Raw genomic sequence first — 15,490 nt, forward strand, 5'->3', positions numbered from 1 at the left:
CGATCAAAACGAGACGCTCGTCGATGCCGTTGGGTTGCATCACCGGGACGTGTCCCTCCCGAATTCTTAACGATTTTTCATATACTTTCTTAGTCGGTATGCATTATTTAATGATAATTAATGATGATGGTCGGACGGTACCACCGAACATAGACGGGCCGATCGATCGGAGCGACGGCTTTCTGTACGACCACCCTCTGTATCCCGTATGGACGGTAGCTCCGGGTCCTCCGGCGACGATCCCTCGACCGCGGGCGATGATTCCCCGATCGGGTGTGGATCGGATCGACCGATCGTCGCCGATCTCCACGTGCACACGACCGCCTCGGACGGCTCGCTCACGGTTTCGGAGATCCCCGCCGCCGCCGAGCGTGCCGGCCTCGAGTGGGTCGCGGTGACCGACCACGACCGGATCCATCCCGACCTCTCCGAACCCGTCGTCGAACGGGACGGGATCTCGATCATTCGCGGGATAGAACTCCGCGTCGACGCCGGCGAGATGCGGGTCGATCTTCTCGGCTACGGCGTCTCCGAGACCGACGCGCTCGCGGAGGAGATCGACCGGATCCAGCGGGATCGAATCGACCGAGGGCGTCGCATCATCGACCGCGTCGAGTCGCGGCTCGACGTTCGCCTCGACGTGGAGGCCGCACCCGGGATCGGTCGTCCCCACATCGCGCGAGCCATCGCGGACTCGCCGGCACCCCACGACTACGGCGACGCGTTCGCGGAGCTGATCGGCGCCGACTGCCCGTGTTACGTTTCGCGCGAGGTGACTCCCCTCGAGCGCGGCGTCGACCTGCTCTCGGAGTCGTGTGCGCTCGTCGCGCTCGCACATCCCTTTCGGTACGACGACGTCGACGCGGCGCTCGAACTCGCCTCCGGCCTGGACGCGATCGAGCGGTGGTACCCCTACGACGTCGAGGTCGATCCCGGCCGAATCGATCGGTTTCGTGCCCGGTCGGACGTGGACCTCCTCGCGACCGGCGGGACGGACGCCCACGAGCGAACCCTCGGCGTGGCGGGGCTCACACGATCGGCGTTCGAGCCGGTTCGCCGCACCATCGTCGATCCCGGAAAACCCCGCGAACAAAGCTAGGCTTAACCCCACTCGGTCCGAACTGTCGTGTATGTACTGCCACTACTGCGATCGCGAGGCCGCCTACGAGGCCGAGTCCGACGGGGTCACCGTCGGCCTCTGTGAGGTGCACTTTCGCGAACGCGTGCAGGAACTGGCCGACTCCGACGAGCTCGAGGCGCTCAAAGAGCACGTCGACGTCGAGGGCCCCGAGTAGTCGCTGCGATTCACCGCTCGCTCGCGCCCATTCACTCGTCCCGATCGACGTCCGGTACCGAAACCGATTGGTGTGATCCGACCGTGTCCCCTCTCGAGACGTGTTCTTCCCCCTCCTGCAGCTGCTCGTCGGGCTCGTCGGCCTCGTCTACGGCGGCAAACGCGTCGTCGACGACGCGAGCGCCTTCGCCCACGAGTGGGGCGTTCCGCGACTGTTCATCGGCGTCACCTTCGTCGCGATCGGTAGTTCGATCCCCGAGATCGCCGCCTCGGTGTACGCCGGACTGTACCAGTCGCCCCAGTTCGTCGTCGGCCACATCGCTGGCTCCGCGACCGCACAGATCACCGTCGGCGTCGGCGTCGTGGCGCTCCTGTCGCCGCTCTCGCTCGAGCGCTCGAAGATCCGGCTCTACGGAGGCGGGATGGTCGCCGCGATGGGCCTCATGCTCGTCTCCGTGCGATCGGGTCGGACTACCCGCCTCGAGGGGATGCTCCTCGTGGCCGCGTATCTCCTCTTTCTCGCCGCGAGCTATGAACGGCTGGACCTGCACGACACCGTCGATCGCCGGGTCTCGGACCGGACGACCGGTCCGCGGGCTGCCGTCGGACTGCTCGCGGGGCTCGTGTTCGTCGTCGCCGGCGGCCACCTGCTCGTAGTCGGCAGCCGGGAAGTGGCCCTCGTGGTCGGGGTTCCGCCGCTGGCCATCGGCCTGATCACGGGGCTTGGCACCACCGCTCCGGAGATCGTCGTCGCCGCGATGGCCGTGTTGAAACACCGCTCCGGGATCGCGATCGGGACGCTGTTGGGCAGCAACGTCACGGACCCGCTGTTCTCGTTCGGCCTCGGGGCGGCCGTCGGCGGGTTCTCCTTCGGGAACCCCGAAGTCGTGATGGCGTCGACGGCGTACATGCTCCTCGCCTCCGTGATCGTGGTGGGGATCTTCCTCGTTCGCGGCGAGATCGGTCGTCGGGGCGCCGTCTGCTGTATCTCGCTCTACGTGCCGACGTTTCTCGTGTGAGGTCGACGACCGATCTACGACCGAGGAAGGTAACACTCGTCGCCCGTAGCGACTTTCTTTATAAGGTAGTGGGTTGGGGCGAATTTGAATCGCCGGCCTCCTCCATGTCAAGGAGGTGTCATAACCAGACTAGACCACCAACCCGACCGCGGCTCGTCTGGCGCGTTTTCACGTATCCGGGGGACGTAATTGAACCTTTCGAATCGACGACGGCGACGGGTCCGGATCGAACGACGTCGACGCGATCGTCGGGCCCGATCGACGTTCCGCGTCCGCGGTTCGCCTCGACCATACACCTCCGTTCAAGTACCTCCGCGGGCATCGGCCGGTATGGTCGATCTCTCCGCCCGCGCCGATCGCCTCGACGCGTATCTCGCCGAAACCGACCTCGAGGCCGTCTGGTTCGCGCGGCCGAACGGCTTCGCCTGGCTCACCGGGGACGCGAACGACGGCATCGTCGGTCCCGGATGCGGGGCGGACGGCGGCGGCGGCGTGGGCGTCGACCTCGCTGCCGGCGATGCGGCCGCGACCGTGAGCGACTGCGGCGTCGCCGCGGTCGGGTACGACGGGACGTTCCGCGCCCTCGTCCCCTCCAACGAGGCGGACCGGTTCCGCGAGGAGGTGCTTCCGGACCGGATCGCCGTCGAGACGTTCCCGTGGCACGCCTCCTCGCTCGCGGAGGCGATCGCCGACCGCTCGCCCACCCCGGCCGCGACCGACGCTCCCCTCGGTCGCGACGGGTTCGAGGTACTCGACGCCTCCCGGCTTCGCCAGCCCCTCTCGGAGGAGGACTGCGAGCGCTATCGCGAGCTCGGTCGGGAGGCCGCCGCCGCGGTCGAGACCGTCTGTCGACAGCTCGAGTCCGGCGACCCGGAATACGAGGTCGCCGCGGCCATCGAGATCTCTTTGGCCTCCCGGGGCGTCTCGACGCCGGTCGTCTGCGTCGGCGGCGGCGACCGCGCCCGGCGGTACGCCAGTCCGACCCCGAGCGACGCGGAGCTCGGCGAGTACGCGATCGTCTCGGTCACGGCCGAGCGCGGCGGGCTGTACGCCTCGCTCTCGCGGACGGTAACTTTCGACGCACCCGAGTGGCTCGAGGAGCGCCACCGCGCGGCCGCCCGGATCGAGGCCACGGCGCTCGCCGCCACGCGGGCCGCGATCCGGGGCGATCTGACCGGCGAAACGGGTGGGGGCGATTTGGCCGGCGAGGCGGGCGATGCGGGCGAACGCGCCGAGGCGCGCGCGACCTCGGGCGAGGTCTTCGAGGCCGTCCGCGAGGCGTACGACGCGGTCGGATTCGCCGACCGCTGGAGCGATCACCACCGGGGCGGGGCTGCGGGATTCGCCGCGCGCGAGTGGATCGCGAGGCCCGGCGGCGACCGTCCCGTGACTGCACCGATGGGGTACGCCTGGAACCCGACGGTCGTCGGTGCGCGAAGCGAGGACACGTACCTCCTCGCGAGCGATCGCAGCGAGGTCCTCACGAAGACCGGCCAGTGGCCGACGGTCGAGGTCGATCCGGTGGACGTTCCGGCGCTCGATGGCCTCTCCGTCGACGCCTTCGAGCGACACACGCCGATCGTCTTGTGACCCCTCCGCGGCGTCGAATGGGGCCACCGCTCCCGTTCGGTCCCCCGAATCGTCGGCCGATCGGCAAACGCTTTTCGAGAGACGCTGCGACCCATCGAGAAACGCTTTAGTACTCTCACGTGCGTAGGACCCGATAATGAGCGCGGACGCCCGTCGCGACGCTCGTGTTTTCCGACAGCGACGAGCCCCGCGAGCGCGACGACGACCGGCCCTTTGAGGCCGAGATCACCACACTTCCGTCGTCGCGTCCGTTCGTCTTCGTGTTCTACCGTCCGGTTTCCGGTTCGGCGAGCGTCCGCTTTCGCGTTTATTTACAAACTCTAAACCGCTGAATTTAAGGGTCTAAGGGTCCCAGCACACGGTAATGACACGCGTGGCACTCGCGTTTAGCGGGGGACTCGACACCACCGTCTGCGTACCGCTGCTCGAAGAGGAATACGGATACGACGAGGTCATCGGCGTCACCGTCGACGTCGGCCAGCCCGCCTCGGAGTTCGAGGAGGCCGAGGAGACAGCCGAGGCGCTGGGGCTCGATCTCCACGTCGTCGACGCCAAGGAGGAGTTCGCGAACCTGTGTTTCGACGCGGTGCGGGCCAACGCGACCTACCAGGGCTACCCGCTCGGCACCGCGCTCGCGCGCCCGGTCATCGCCGAGGCCATCCTCGAGGTGGCCCTCGAGGAGGACTGTGACGCCGTCGCCCACGGCTGTACGGGCAAGGGCAACGACCAGCTTCGGTTCGAGGCCGTCTGGCGCGGCTCCGATCTCGAAGTGATCGCGCCCGTGCGCGAGCTCGGGCTCACCCGCGAGTGGGAGATCGACTACGCCGACGAGAAGGACCTGCCCGTCGAGGCCGGCGACGGCGGCGTCTGGTCCATCGACACGAACATCTGGTCGCGCGCGGTCGAGGGCGGCGAGCTCGAGAACCCCGATTACGTCCCGCCGGAGGACATCTACGAGTGGACCGCGGAACCCGAGGGCGAGACCACCATCGAGGTGACCTTCGAGGAGGGCGTCCCCGTCGCGGTCGACGGCGAGGAGATGGGTCCCGTCGAGCTGATCCAGCACCTCAACGAGTACGCCGGCGGCTACGGCGTCGGCCGCACCGACGTGATGGAGGACCGGATGCTCGGCCTGAAGGTGCGCGAGAACTACGAGCACCCGGCCGCGACGGTGCTTCTCACCGCGCACGCGGCCCTCGAGGACCTCGTTCTCACGAAGGGCGAGCGCTCGTTCAAGAAGGGGATCGAACAGGAGTGGTCGGAGAAGGCCTACCAGGGGCTCGTCTTCGCGCCGCTCGTCGACGCCCTCGACGCGTTCATCGCGGAGACCCAGGACGTCGTCACCGGCACCGCGACGGTGAAGGTCGCCGGCGGCAACTGCCGCGTCGTCGCCCGCGACAGCGAGTACGCGGTCTACTCCGAGGAGATGGCCTCGTTCAACACCGCCGACGTCGCCGGGATCGCCCAGGAGGACGCCACCGGCGTCGCCAAGTACCACGGGCTCCAGGAGCGGCTCGCCAACCGCGTCCACTCGGACGTCTCCGGCCGCGAGCTCGCCGCCGACGGCGCGGGTGAGGAGGGCGAGGTCGACGCCGCCGGGATCGACACGGACCTCGAGGACGCCGCCGACGAGTGACCATGTCCGACGGAACCGCCCCCGGGACGGCCGTCCGCCGCGACCGCTTCAGCGGCGGCCCCGCCCGCGAATTCCTCTCGAGCCTCGCGGCCGACGAGGCCATCTTCGCGGCGGACCTCGCCGTCGATCGAGCGCACGTGGTCATGCTCGCCGAGGAGGGGATCCTCGAGCCCGACGTCGCCGGCGGGATCCTCTCGGCGCTCGCCGCGGTCGAGGCCGACGGCCACGACGCGCTCTCGGAGGGCGAGGACGTCCACGAGGCGATAGAGACCGCCGTCATCGACCGGATCGGCCCCGACGGCGGCCGGATGCACACCGCGCGCTCGCGCAACGACGAGGTCGCGACCTGCATCCGGTACCGCCTGCGCGAGGACCTGCTCGAGCTCGCGGAGGCGACGCTCGCGCTGCGCGAGGCCCTCGCGGCGACCGCACGCGAGCACGCGGGGACGACGATGCCCGGATACACGCACCTGCAGTCCGCCCAGCCGACGACCGTCGCCCACCACCTGCTCTCCTACGAGTCGGCGATCGCTCGCGAGACGGCGCGTCTACTCGACGCCTACGACCGGACGAACCGGTCGCCGCTTGGCGCCGCGGCCTTCGCGGGAACCCCGTTCGCGATCGACCGCGAGCGCACCGCCGAGCTGCTCGGCTTCGACGGGATCGTCGAGAACTCGATGGACGCCGTCTCGGCGCGCGACTTCCTCGTCGAGGCGGCCGCGACGATCGCCTCGCTCGCGACCACGCTCTCGGGGCTCGCCGAGGACCTGATCGTCTTCGCGAACAAGGGATTCCTCGAGCTGGACGACGATTACGCCTCGACCTCCTCGATCATGCCCCAGAAGAAGAACCCCGACACGCTCGAGCTCACCCGCGGCGCCGCCGGCGACGCGATCGGCGAGCTGACCGGCGTCCTGACCGCGCTGAAGGGGCTCCCCCGCGCGTACAACCGCGACCTTCAGGGGGTCCATCCCGGCGTCTTCGAGATCGCGGGCCTCGTTCGCGACGCGACCGACGTCGCCGGCGGCGCCGTGGCGACCGCGGAGTGGAACGCGGACGCCCTGGCCGAGGCGGCCGGTGGGGGCTTTTCGACCGCCACCGGCGTCGCGGACCTGCTCGCGATGGCCGGGCTGCCCTTCCGGTCGGCCCACGAGATCGTCGCGCACGCGGCCGCGTCGATCGAGGACGCCACCGACGCCGACTCGACGGCGACGGTCCTCGATGCGGCCGCGGAGGACGTCCTCGGGGAGTCGCTGTTCGAGTACGTCGACCGCGCGGACCTCGAGTCCGTCCTCGATCCGAACGTGAGCGTCGCGAGTCGCGATTCCGCGGGCGGTCCCGCGCCGGAGGCAGTCGACGACGCGCTCTCCTCGGTCGATTCCGCGATCGCGGCCGACGATGACGCGATCATCGACCGCCGGAACGCCCTGGCCGAGGCGGCCGAGACGCTCGAGGCGGAGGTGGCGTCGTATGTCTGAGGCCACCCGCCTCGAGGCGCTCGCATCGGGCGACGTGCCGGGATCCGGGGCCGTCCCCCGGGGATTTGGGGTCCGTCGGCGACGGGCGACGCTCCGTCGACGACCTCGCCGACCCCGTCGCCGACCGCGACGGCGATCGGCGGACGTTCCGAGCGCGTTCCCGTCGAACCCCAACGGAGGGATCTCATATCTATACGGGATCTGATGGATGATATCGAACGGTCGCGTTAACGACCTTCTGTCCCGTTAGCTCCTGGTGTGTGTCGTATCTTCCTTCTGATAGGTTCGAAGGGTTTATGTAGCAACGACGGGGAAGTACGAACACGACAATGACACAAGCAGAATGTGTCGAGTGTGGGGCCGAGGTTTCCCTGCACGACGACCTCGAGGTGGGAGAGATCATCGACTGTGGCACCTGTGGCGCCGAGCTGGAGGTCATCGACGTTTCCCCGCCGGTCCTCGATCGAGCCCCCGAGCTCGAAGAGGACTGGGGGGAGTGAGATGAAGGTCGGAATCCTCTACTCCCGGATCCGCAAGGACGAGAAGCTCCTCCTCTCGGAGCTTCGCGACCGCGATCACGAGGTCGAGAAGATCGACGTTCGCAAGGAACGGTTCGGCCTGCAGTCGACGACCGCGAACGTCGAGGACCTCGACGTCGTCGTCGATCGGTGTCTCGCGACGAGCCGGTCGCTTTACGCCTCGCGGTTCCTCGACAGCTACGGCGTTCCCGTCGTCAACGCGCCGGAGACCGCCGACGTCTGTGCGGACAAGGCGAAGAACTCCCTCGCGCTCGCGAACGCGGACGTTCCCACGCCGGAGACCCAGGTCGCGTTCACGACCGACGCGGCCCTCGAGGCCATAGAGGAGTTCGGCTACCCCTGCGTGTTGAAGCCCGTCGTCGGATCGTGGGGCCGGCTGATGGCGAAGATCGACTCGCGAAACGCCGCCGAGGCCATCCTCGAGCACAAGGCGACGCTCGGCCACTACGAGCACAAGGTGTTCTACGTCCAGGAGTTCGTCGACAAGCCGGGCCGCGACATCCGCGTCGTCGCGGTCGACGGCGAGCCGATCGCGGCGATGACGCGCACCTCGGACCACTGGCTGACGAACGCCGCCAGGGGCGGCCAGGTCTCCGAGTTCGAGATGGACGAGACGGTCCTCGACCTCGTCGAGACGGCCTCCGATGCGGTCGGGGGCGGCCTGCTCGGCATCGACCTCATGGAGGTCGGCGGAACCGGCTCCGGCGAGTACACGGTCCACGAGGTGAACCACACCGTCGAGTTCAAGGCGCTCAACGACGCCGTCGAGGCCGACGTCCCCGCCGCGGTCGTCGACTGGCTGGAGACGCGCGTCGCTTCCGACGAGGCCGACGAGGGAAATGAACGCCGGGCGGGAGCGGCGGCGCGATGAGCGCGTCCCCCCTCACCGCCAGCGTGATCGGCGGGTCCGGATTCGCCGGCGGCGAGCTGTTGCGCCTGCTCGCCGGCCATCCCGAGTTCGAGATCACACAGGCGACCTCCCGATCCTACACCAACAAGACGGTCGGCTCCGTCCACCCGAACCTCCGATCGCTCGACCTCCGCTTCAGCGATCCCGCGGATCTCGAGTCGGTCGACGTCCTGTTCGCGGCCACGCCACACGGCGTCTCAATGGAACGGATCGACGCCTTCCTCGAGGCGGCCGACACCGTCGTCGACCTCTCCGCGGACTTCCGGCTGCCCGAGGCGGACCTCTACGACGAGTGGTACGAGGGTCACGACGCCCCGGAGTACCTCGAGCGCGCGGAGTACGCGCTCCCGGAGATCAACCGGGAGAACCTGGAGGGTGCGGAGCTGATCGCCGGCGGCGGCTGTAACGCCACCGCGACGATCCTCGGGCTCAAGCCCCTCGTCGACGAGGGGATCCTCGGTCCGGAGACGGGCGAGGTCGTCGTCGACGTGAAGGTCGGGTCCTCGGAGGGCGGCGCCGGCGGCGGCGCGGCCTCCTCACACCCCGAACGCTCCGGGGTCGTCCGCCCCTACGCGCCGATCAGCCACCGCCACGAGGCGGAGATCGGTGCGTACCTCGGCCTCGACGTCTCCTTTACCGTCCACGCCGTCGACATGGTTCGCGGCGCCTCCGCGACCTGTCACGTCTTCCCCGACGGTCCGGTCTCGAAGGGCGATCTGTGGGGCGCCTACCGCGGCGCCTACGAGGAGGAGCCGTTCATGCGGCTCGTCTCCGGCGGCGGCGGCGTCTACCGCTACCCGGAGCCGAAGGCCGTCGCCGGCACGAACGCCGGCGAGGTCGGCTTCGAGCTGGACCCGAGCAACGAGCGCGTCGTCGTGTTCTCGGCGATCGACAACATGATGAAGGGATCGGCCGGCCAGGCGGTCCACGCGGCCAACGTCGCCCTCGGATTCGAGGAGACGGCCGGTCTCGAGTTCCAGGGGCTTCACCCGGTGGGATCGCCGTGAGCGACGCCGATTCCGAGGACCCTCCCGTCGTCGTCAAGGTCGGCGGCGCCAAGGCGGTCGATCCCGCCGGCGCCATCGGCGACGTCGCCGACCTCGTGGCGGCGGGCCGCTCCGTCGTCGTGGTCCACGGCGGATCCACCGCGGTCGACGACACCCTCGACCGGCTCGGCATCGAACCCGAGTACGTCGAGTCGGCCTCCGGCGTCACCGGCCGGTTCACCGACGCGGAGACCATGGAGGTCTTCGAGATGGTGATGGCCGGCAAGCTCAACACGGAGCTCGTCGCCGATCTCCGGTCGGCCGGGGTCGACGCGGTCGGGCTCTCGGGCGTCGACGGCGGGCTCCTCTCGGGCCCGCGCAAGTCGGCGGTTCGCGTGGTCGAGGGCGGCAAGAAGAAGATCCGTCGCGGCGACCACTCCGGAAAGCCGGAGTCGGTGAACGACGACCTCCTCCGCGGACTGACCGCGGACGGCTACGTGCCGGTCGTCTCCCCGCCGATGGCGGGCAGGGAGCGCGACGGCGGCGTCACCCCGGTCAACACCGACGCCGACCGCGCGGCCGCCGCCATCGCCGGCGCGCTGGATGCGGAACTCGTCCTGTTGACCGACGTCTCGGGCGTCTACGCGGACCCCGAGGACTCCGAGACCCTCATCGAGTCGGTCTCGACGCCCGCCGAGTTCGAGGCGCTCGAGGACGCGGCCCAGGGGTTCATGGGCAAGAAGGTGATGGCGGCCGAGGAGGCGCTTTCGGGCGGCTCCCCGCTCGTCGTCGTCGCCGACGCGAACGCGGACGATCCGATCGTCGACGCGCTCTCCGGCGGCGGGACGCACGTGCACGCGAGCGCGCTCGCGAAACGGGACGCGAATATGGGGGACGCGTAGATGTCCGGATTCGTCTTCTCCGAGAAGCCGATCACGATCGAGTCGGGCGAGGGATCGACCCTCGTCGCCGACGACGGCACCGAGTACCTCGATTTCGGCGCGAGCTACGCGTGTGCCCCGCTCGGCCATTCCCACCCCGCCGTCACGGAGGCGGTGACGACGCAGGCCGAGCGGCTCACCTACGTCCAGGCGTCCTATCCCGTCGAGACGCGCACGGAGACCTACGAGAAGCTCGCCGCGCTCGCGCCCGGCGACCTCGACAACGTCTGGCTGTGCAACTCCGGGACCGAGGCCAACGAGGCCGCGATGAAGTTCGCGCGCGCGGCGACCGGCCGCGAGACGATCGTCGCGACCAAACGAGCCTTCCACGGGCGCACCCTCGGGGCGCTCGCGCTCACCTGGAAGCAGAAGTACAAGGCCCCCTACGAGCCGCTCGCCGGCGGCGTCGAGTTCGTCGAGTACGGCAACGCCGAGGAGCTGGCCGAGACCGTTGATTCCGACACCGCCGCGGTCTTCCTAGAGCCCGTTCAAGGCGAGGGCGGCATCCATCCGGCCGACGGGGAGTACCTGCAGTCGGCCCGCGAGGTCACCTCGGACGCGGGCGCGGCGCTCGTCTTCGACGAGATCCAGACCGGGATCGGCCGGACCGGGACGCTCTGGGCCTGCGAGCACGCCGGGGTGACCCCCGACATCCTCACGAGCGCGAAGGGGATCGCCAACGGGCTCCCGATGGGCGCGACGCTCTGTGCCGACTGGATCGCCGAGGACTTCGGCGACCACGGATCGACGTTCTCCGGGGGCCCGGTCGTCTGTGCGGCCGCGAACGCGACCCTCGAGACGGTCGTCGAGGAGGATCTCCCGGCCCACGCGGAGGCGGTCGGCGCGGACCTCCGCGAACGGCTCGAGGACGCGGTCGACGAGCACGACCTCCCGGTCCGCGACGTGCGGGGATCGGGGCTGATGATCGGCATCGAGGTCAAACGGGGGGCAAACCGGATCCTCCGCGACCTCGCGATCCACGAGCAGGTGCTCGCGCTCCCCGCCGGGCGTTCGGTCGTGCGGCTGCTCCCCCCGCTCGTCGTTGGGGAGACGGAGGCGGAGCGGTTCGTCGACGCGTTCGTGGAGGTGCTCTCGGAGTGACGACCGGCTCCGGGGCGGCCGGGTCCGGCGACGCCGATCGCGACGGAGACGCCTCCCGCGTGATCGTCGCCGGCGATCGGGACCCGTATCCCGACGCCTGCGACACGCCGGCTCGAAAGCTGCTCTTCGATCTCGTGTCGATCCCCTCGCCCTCCGGCGAGGAGGAGGCGGCCGCAGAGCGCCTCCGGGCGTTCTTCGAGGCCAACGGCCGCGAGGCCTGGATCGACGAGGTCGGCAACGTCCGCGCGCCAGCGGACGACTCGGTGCTTTGTACCTCCCACGTCGACACCGTCCCCGGCGACATCCCCGTCGAGGTGAAGCCCGCCCTCGAGTCGGCCTACGACGTCGATCCCGACGATCCGACGGGCGGCGAGGCCCTCTGGGGACGCGGAACCGTCGATGCGACCGGGCCGCTCGTCGCCATGGCCGTCGCCGCCGTCGAGACCGGCGTCTCCTTCGTCGGCGTCGTCGGCGAGGAGACCTCCTCGCGGGGGGCACGCCACCTCGCCGCCGAGCGCGACCCGCCCGACGCGCTCGTCAACGGCGAGCCCTCGGGCTGGAACGGGATCACGCTGGGCTACCGGGGATTCCTGGCCGGCACGTACGTCAACACGAGCGAGTCCGGCCACACCTCGCGTCCCGAGCCCAACGCGATCCAGCACGCGATCGACTGGTGGGCGGGCGTCGAGGACGTCTTCGATCCCGCCGACCCCGAGACCCCCGTCTTCGATCAGGTGACGACGAAGCCGGTCTCCTTCGACGGCGGGCTCTCGGAGGACGGGCTCGCCGTCGAGGCCACCGTCGACGTCCAGCTTCGGGTTCCGCCCTCGCGGACCGTCGACGAGGTCCACGAGCTCGCCGAGGGCCAGTTGACGACCGGCTCCGTCCACTGGAAGGAGCCGATCCCGCCCGTCATGGAGAGCCCCCGCACGCCGCTCGCACGCGCGTTTCGCGTCGCCATCCGCGAGCAGGGCGGGGACGTTCGTCTCCTCAGGAAGACCGGAACCAGCGACATGAACCTCTTTGCGGCCGCCTGGGACTGCCCCATGGTCACCTACGGTCCCGGCAACTCCGAGTTGGACCACGCGCCCGACGAACACCTTCCGCTCGCGGAACTCGACCGGGCGGTCGCGGTGCTGTCGGACGTCTGTCGGGACCGACGATAGCCCGACGAGCACGCGAGACGATACGAACTGATCGAAACGACACCGAACCGATCGAGACGACAGCAGACCGACACCGCACACGGACACACCATGTCACTCACCACCGACGACTTCCTCGACATCGACGACCTCTCGCCGGCCGAACTGGACCGCGTCCTCGATCGTGCCGCGGCGCTCAAGGACGGGTCGGACGAGACGCGGCTCCCGGACGCGACGCTTTCCATGATCTTCGAGAAGCCCTCGACGCGGACCCGCGTCTCCTTCGAGACGGGGATGACCGACCTCGGCGGCCACGCCATGTTCCTCGGCCCCGACGACATCCAGCTCGGCCACGGCGAGCCGCTTCGCGATACGGCCCGGGTGCTCGGACGGTACGCGGACGCCGTGATGGCGCGGCTCTTCGATCACGAGGACGTCGAGACGCTCGCCGAGTACGCCGACTGTCCCGTGGTCAACGGACTCACCGACGAGGCCCACCCCTGCCAGACGCTCGCCGACCTCCTCACCATCCGCGAGTACGCCGGCGAGGACGTCCACGTCGCGTGGGTCGGCGACGGCAACAACGTCGGACAGTCCTTCGTCGTCGGCGCGGCGATGGCCGGCATCGACGTGACGGTCGCGACGCCCGCGGAGTACGCAATGGACGAGGCCGTCCTCGACCGTGCCGCCGCTCTCGGGGGCGATCCCACGGTCACCACCGATCCCGAGGCCGCCGTCGCCGACGCCGACGTCGTCTACACGGACGTGTGGATCTCGATGGGCCAGGAGGACGAACGGGAGGCGAAGCTCGCGGCGTTCGACGGCTTCCAGGTGAACGAGCCGCTGCTCGCGGGCACCGACGCCGCAGTGATGCACTGTCTACCCGCCCACCGCGGCGAGGAGATCACGAACGACGTCCTCGAGTCCGAGCGGTCGCTCGCGTGGGACCAGGCCGAAAACCGGCTTCACGCACAGAAGGCGCTTCTCGTCGAGCTGTTGGCGTAGTCGTCGGCCGCAAGGACGTTCGTCAACTGCGAGCCGTTCACCGATCCGTCGCCGACTCCCCCGTCTCAAAAGTCGTGTTCGAGGTCCTCGGGGTCCGAGTTCGCCTTCTGGATGATGATCTTGCCGTCCCGCACCCGGACGAACACCTCGTCGCCGATCTCCATGCCGGCGACCGCGAGTTCGTCCTCGTGTAGGTTCACGTGTACGTTGTGGTACTCGCCATCCTCGTCTTTGGCCCCACTCGGACTGAGCTTCTTCTTGCGAACCATCGGCGGCTTTCTGGTGTGAGTTCAAGGCAGGAGCTATATAAGTGTTGTTTACCGCCGAACGGTCGCTACCACCCGTTCGTCGGCCGATGCGGAGCCCTCCGGGACGCCCGCGGTCCGTGGATATGTTCTAAAACGGATCCGCGTCCGAGCCGAAACCCCTCGTCGATTCGCCCGAATCAACGCTCGACACCAATATTCACACGGGTTTCGGGTCGAATTTACCCCGATCGCGGGGGCACATCGCCGCTTGATGCCACTTTCACCCCCGAATCCCCGATATATTTATAATAGATTGTGTGCTGGGTTGCCATGGAGGTCGACAATTATGGTACGTGACGACGGCAAGCGGAACTTCGCCCTGCGAGAGCAGGAAGGATCGGAAACGAGCGTCTTCTCCGGCAACACCCCCCGACAGGCGGCCCTGAAGGCCGCCCGCCGGATCGAACCGGCGGATTCGGAGGACGACGCCGATCGACGGACGCTTCGGCTCCGAGAGAAGGGGACCGACAAGGTACACGTCTACGAGGGGTGGGCCTGGGAGGAGGAGCCGCCCGAGAACAGCCCCGACTGGCTCGAGGACCAGGACACGATCACGGAGGCCAACGTCTCCAAACAGGGCATCAAGCACCTCGACGAGGAGTAGCGACCGAAGCGATTCCGGATTTTTCGACGGGTATACACGCGTCGAACCGATAGCGGCGCGCACACGGCCATCACCCGGCGGGACCTGCCGTCCGAGCGGGGGATGACCGGCCGGCCTCCAGCCGTGTGATACTTTCGTCGCCGCTTCGACCTCGAGAGACGTCAGTGCGATCGACGTCGCTACCGTCCGTCGACGGGTCTTCGAGCCGTAGCGCTCCGGACTCACGGGGACCTCAAGATCGTGGTAGTGTACTCCCATGAAAACGCCTGACGCGGCACGGATCGAACGACGGGGTTAAATACTCACCTCCCATCGAATGGAATGCAACGGGCGAGCCCCCACCGGGGCGCGCCCACCCGCCGCTCGTCGGCGGGCGTTTCGGAACGACGCCCTTATCAAGGGTCGTCCACTCGAAACGTAATGCGACAACACGACCGCGAACTCGCCTCGTTCAACCCGAGGCGGTTTCGCCCCCGGACCCGAGGTGACCCGACGGGCTTATGCTCGTCGAGTCCCAACGCTCGGGTCCACCCCAATGAGGACGTCATCCCTGCGGTCCGCCGTAAGCCGACGTCTGATGTGAGCTCGATGGTCCGGTGTCATCCGGGACTGCCGGCGACACCGGACACGGACCATGCAATGAATGTAGATACGATCGTATCACGACGATACGACGGTGATCGACGAACAACGCGTTCGTCCATCCCGCCACCCCCCTCACGTGGGGAATCACACGTGAGGGCACCCATTCCGGTTGATCCTGCCGGAGGCCATTGCTATCGGGGTCCGATTTAGCCATGCTAGTCGCACGAGCTTAGACTCGTGGCATATAGCTCCGTAACACGTGGCCAAGCTACCCTTCGGAGACGCATACCCTCGGGAAACTGAGGCTAATTCGTCATCCGACTCCCCGGCTGGAATGCGGGGAGTCGCA

15 protein-coding genes, 1 tRNA gene and 1 rRNA gene are annotated in these 15,490 nt (G+C 68.6%); 15 read left to right on the plus strand and 2 right to left on the minus strand.

All coding sequences use genetic code 11. From position 1 onward, the window contains the following. Nucleotides 1-208 precede the first annotated feature (208 nt). From ACFQE9_RS09350 to ACFQE9_RS09360, 3 genes are all read left to right on the plus strand, one after another. Nucleotides 209-1,099, plus strand: coding sequence for a PHP domain-containing protein (locus ACFQE9_RS09350; RefSeq protein WP_379743704.1), 891 nt, complete (start codon nt 209-211; stop codon nt 1,097-1,099). A 31-nt stretch (nt 1,100-1,130) separates the two neighbouring features. Then, complete coding sequence (locus tag ACFQE9_RS09355; protein WP_379743707.1) at nt 1,131-1,295, plus strand: DUF6757 family protein; 165 nt, start codon at nt 1,131-1,133, stop codon at nt 1,293-1,295. A gap of 100 nt (nt 1,296-1,395) precedes the next feature. Next, nucleotides 1,396-2,313: a sodium:calcium antiporter gene (locus ACFQE9_RS09360; protein WP_379743710.1), complete on the plus strand. Its 918-nt coding sequence runs from the start codon at nt 1,396-1,398 to the stop codon at nt 2,311-2,313. 69 nt (nt 2,314-2,382) lie between these two features. Here ACFQE9_RS09360 and ACFQE9_RS09365 read toward each other — a convergent pair. Continuing rightward, nucleotides 2,383-2,457, minus strand: a tRNA-Val gene (locus ACFQE9_RS09365). Nucleotides 2,458-2,643: 186 nt separating this feature from the next. Between ACFQE9_RS09365 and ACFQE9_RS09370 the strand changes: the two genes are divergently transcribed. From ACFQE9_RS09370 to argF, 10 genes are all read left to right on the plus strand, one after another. Next, nucleotides 2,644-3,903, plus strand: a complete 1,260-nt coding sequence (locus ACFQE9_RS09370) for a M24 family metallopeptidase (protein WP_379743713.1) — start codon at nt 2,644-2,646, stop codon at nt 3,901-3,903. A gap of 364 nt (nt 3,904-4,267) precedes the next feature. After that, complete coding sequence (locus tag ACFQE9_RS09375) at nt 4,268-5,539, plus strand: argininosuccinate synthase (RefSeq protein WP_379743716.1); 1,272 nt, start codon at nt 4,268-4,270, stop codon at nt 5,537-5,539. Nucleotides 5,540-5,541: 2 nt separating this feature from the next. Then, the gene (gene argH, locus ACFQE9_RS09380) at nt 5,542-7,017 is read left to right on the plus strand and encodes an argininosuccinate lyase (RefSeq protein WP_379743719.1); all 1,476 of its coding nucleotides are present in this window, start codon (nt 5,542-5,544) and stop codon (nt 7,015-7,017) included. A 329-nt stretch (nt 7,018-7,346) separates the two neighbouring features. Continuing rightward, on the plus strand, nt 7,347-7,517 hold the full coding sequence (gene lysW / locus ACFQE9_RS09385; protein ID WP_373675162.1) for a lysine biosynthesis protein LysW: 171 nt from the start codon (nt 7,347-7,349) through the stop codon (nt 7,515-7,517). Nucleotide 7,518: 1 nt separating this feature from the next. Next, nucleotides 7,519-8,427: a lysine biosynthesis protein LysX gene (lysX, locus tag ACFQE9_RS09390; RefSeq protein ID WP_379743722.1), complete on the plus strand. Its 909-nt coding sequence runs from the start codon at nt 7,519-7,521 to the stop codon at nt 8,425-8,427. After that, complete coding sequence (gene argC, locus ACFQE9_RS09395) at nt 8,424-9,473, plus strand: N-acetyl-gamma-glutamyl-phosphate reductase (RefSeq protein ID WP_379743725.1); 1,050 nt, start codon at nt 8,424-8,426, stop codon at nt 9,471-9,473. Before lysX ends, argC begins: the two co-directional genes overlap by 4 nt. Beyond that, nucleotides 9,464-10,354, plus strand: a complete 891-nt coding sequence (locus ACFQE9_RS09400; protein ID WP_379743752.1) for an acetylglutamate/acetylaminoadipate kinase — start codon at nt 9,464-9,466, stop codon at nt 10,352-10,354. The genes argC and ACFQE9_RS09400 overlap by 10 nt, the downstream gene beginning before the upstream one ends. Then, nucleotides 10,355-11,494: an aspartate aminotransferase family protein gene (locus ACFQE9_RS09405; protein ID WP_379743728.1), complete on the plus strand. Its 1,140-nt coding sequence runs from the start codon at nt 10,355-10,357 to the stop codon at nt 11,492-11,494. Between the two features lie 59 nt (nt 11,495-11,553). After that, a complete protein-coding gene (locus ACFQE9_RS09410) occupies nt 11,554-12,660 on the plus strand; it encodes a [LysW]-lysine hydrolase (protein ID WP_379743755.1) in 1,107 nt (368 codons plus the stop codon). 90 nt (nt 12,661-12,750) lie between these two features. Continuing rightward, nucleotides 12,751-13,644 carry an ornithine carbamoyltransferase gene (argF, locus tag ACFQE9_RS09415; protein ID WP_379743731.1) on the plus strand — a complete coding sequence of 298 codons (894 nt, stop codon included), beginning with the start codon at nt 12,751-12,753 and terminating at the stop codon, nt 13,642-13,644. A 65-nt stretch (nt 13,645-13,709) separates the two neighbouring features. On the opposite strand, the gene ACFQE9_RS09420 is transcribed toward argF, so the two are convergent. Next, entirely contained in the window at nt 13,710-13,913 is a 204-nt protein-coding gene (locus ACFQE9_RS09420) for an AbrB/MazE/SpoVT family DNA-binding domain-containing protein (protein WP_379743734.1), read from the minus strand. 325 nt (nt 13,914-14,238) lie between these two features. On the opposite strand from ACFQE9_RS09420, the gene ACFQE9_RS09425 reads away from it, so the two are divergent. Then, complete coding sequence (locus ACFQE9_RS09425) at nt 14,239-14,556, plus strand: non-histone chromosomal MC1 family protein (RefSeq protein ID WP_379743737.1); 318 nt, start codon at nt 14,239-14,241, stop codon at nt 14,554-14,556. A 747-nt stretch (nt 14,557-15,303) separates the two neighbouring features. Beyond that, nucleotides 15,304-15,490 (plus strand): 16S ribosomal RNA (locus ACFQE9_RS09430); the annotation flags it as partial.

This window comes from Halopenitus salinus (assembly GCF_042662125.1).
GTDB classification, from domain to species: domain Archaea; phylum Halobacteriota; class Halobacteria; order Halobacteriales; family Haloferacaceae; genus Halopenitus; species Halopenitus salinus.

Coding starts and splice junctions, on each gene's coding strand:
- argH (WP_379743719.1), top strand. CDS start 5,542: ATGTCCGACGGAACCGCCCCCGGGACGGCCGTCCGCCGCGACCGCTTC.
- ACFQE9_RS09370 (WP_379743713.1), top strand. CDS start 2,644: ATGGTCGATCTCTCCGCCCGCGCCGATCGCCTCGACGCGTATCTCGCC.
- lysX (WP_379743722.1), top strand. CDS start 7,519: ATGAAGGTCGGAATCCTCTACTCCCGGATCCGCAAGGACGAGAAGCTC.
- ACFQE9_RS09405 (WP_379743728.1), top strand. CDS start 10,355: ATGTCCGGATTCGTCTTCTCCGAGAAGCCGATCACGATCGAGTCGGGC.
- ACFQE9_RS09375 (WP_379743716.1), top strand. CDS start 4,268: ATGACACGCGTGGCACTCGCGTTTAGCGGGGGACTCGACACCACCGTC.
- ACFQE9_RS09350 (WP_379743704.1), top strand. CDS start 209: ATGGACGGTAGCTCCGGGTCCTCCGGCGACGATCCCTCGACCGCGGGC.
- argF (WP_379743731.1), top strand. CDS start 12,751: ATGTCACTCACCACCGACGACTTCCTCGACATCGACGACCTCTCGCCG.
- argC (WP_379743725.1), top strand. CDS start 8,424: ATGAGCGCGTCCCCCCTCACCGCCAGCGTGATCGGCGGGTCCGGATTC.
- lysW (WP_373675162.1), top strand. CDS start 7,347: ATGACACAAGCAGAATGTGTCGAGTGTGGGGCCGAGGTTTCCCTGCAC.
- ACFQE9_RS09425 (WP_379743737.1), top strand. CDS start 14,239: ATGGTACGTGACGACGGCAAGCGGAACTTCGCCCTGCGAGAGCAGGAA.
- ACFQE9_RS09420 (WP_379743734.1), bottom strand. CDS start 13,913: ATGGTTCGCAAGAAGAAGCTCAGTCCGAGTGGGGCCAAAGACGAGGAT.
- ACFQE9_RS09355 (WP_379743707.1), top strand. CDS start 1,131: ATGTACTGCCACTACTGCGATCGCGAGGCCGCCTACGAGGCCGAGTCC.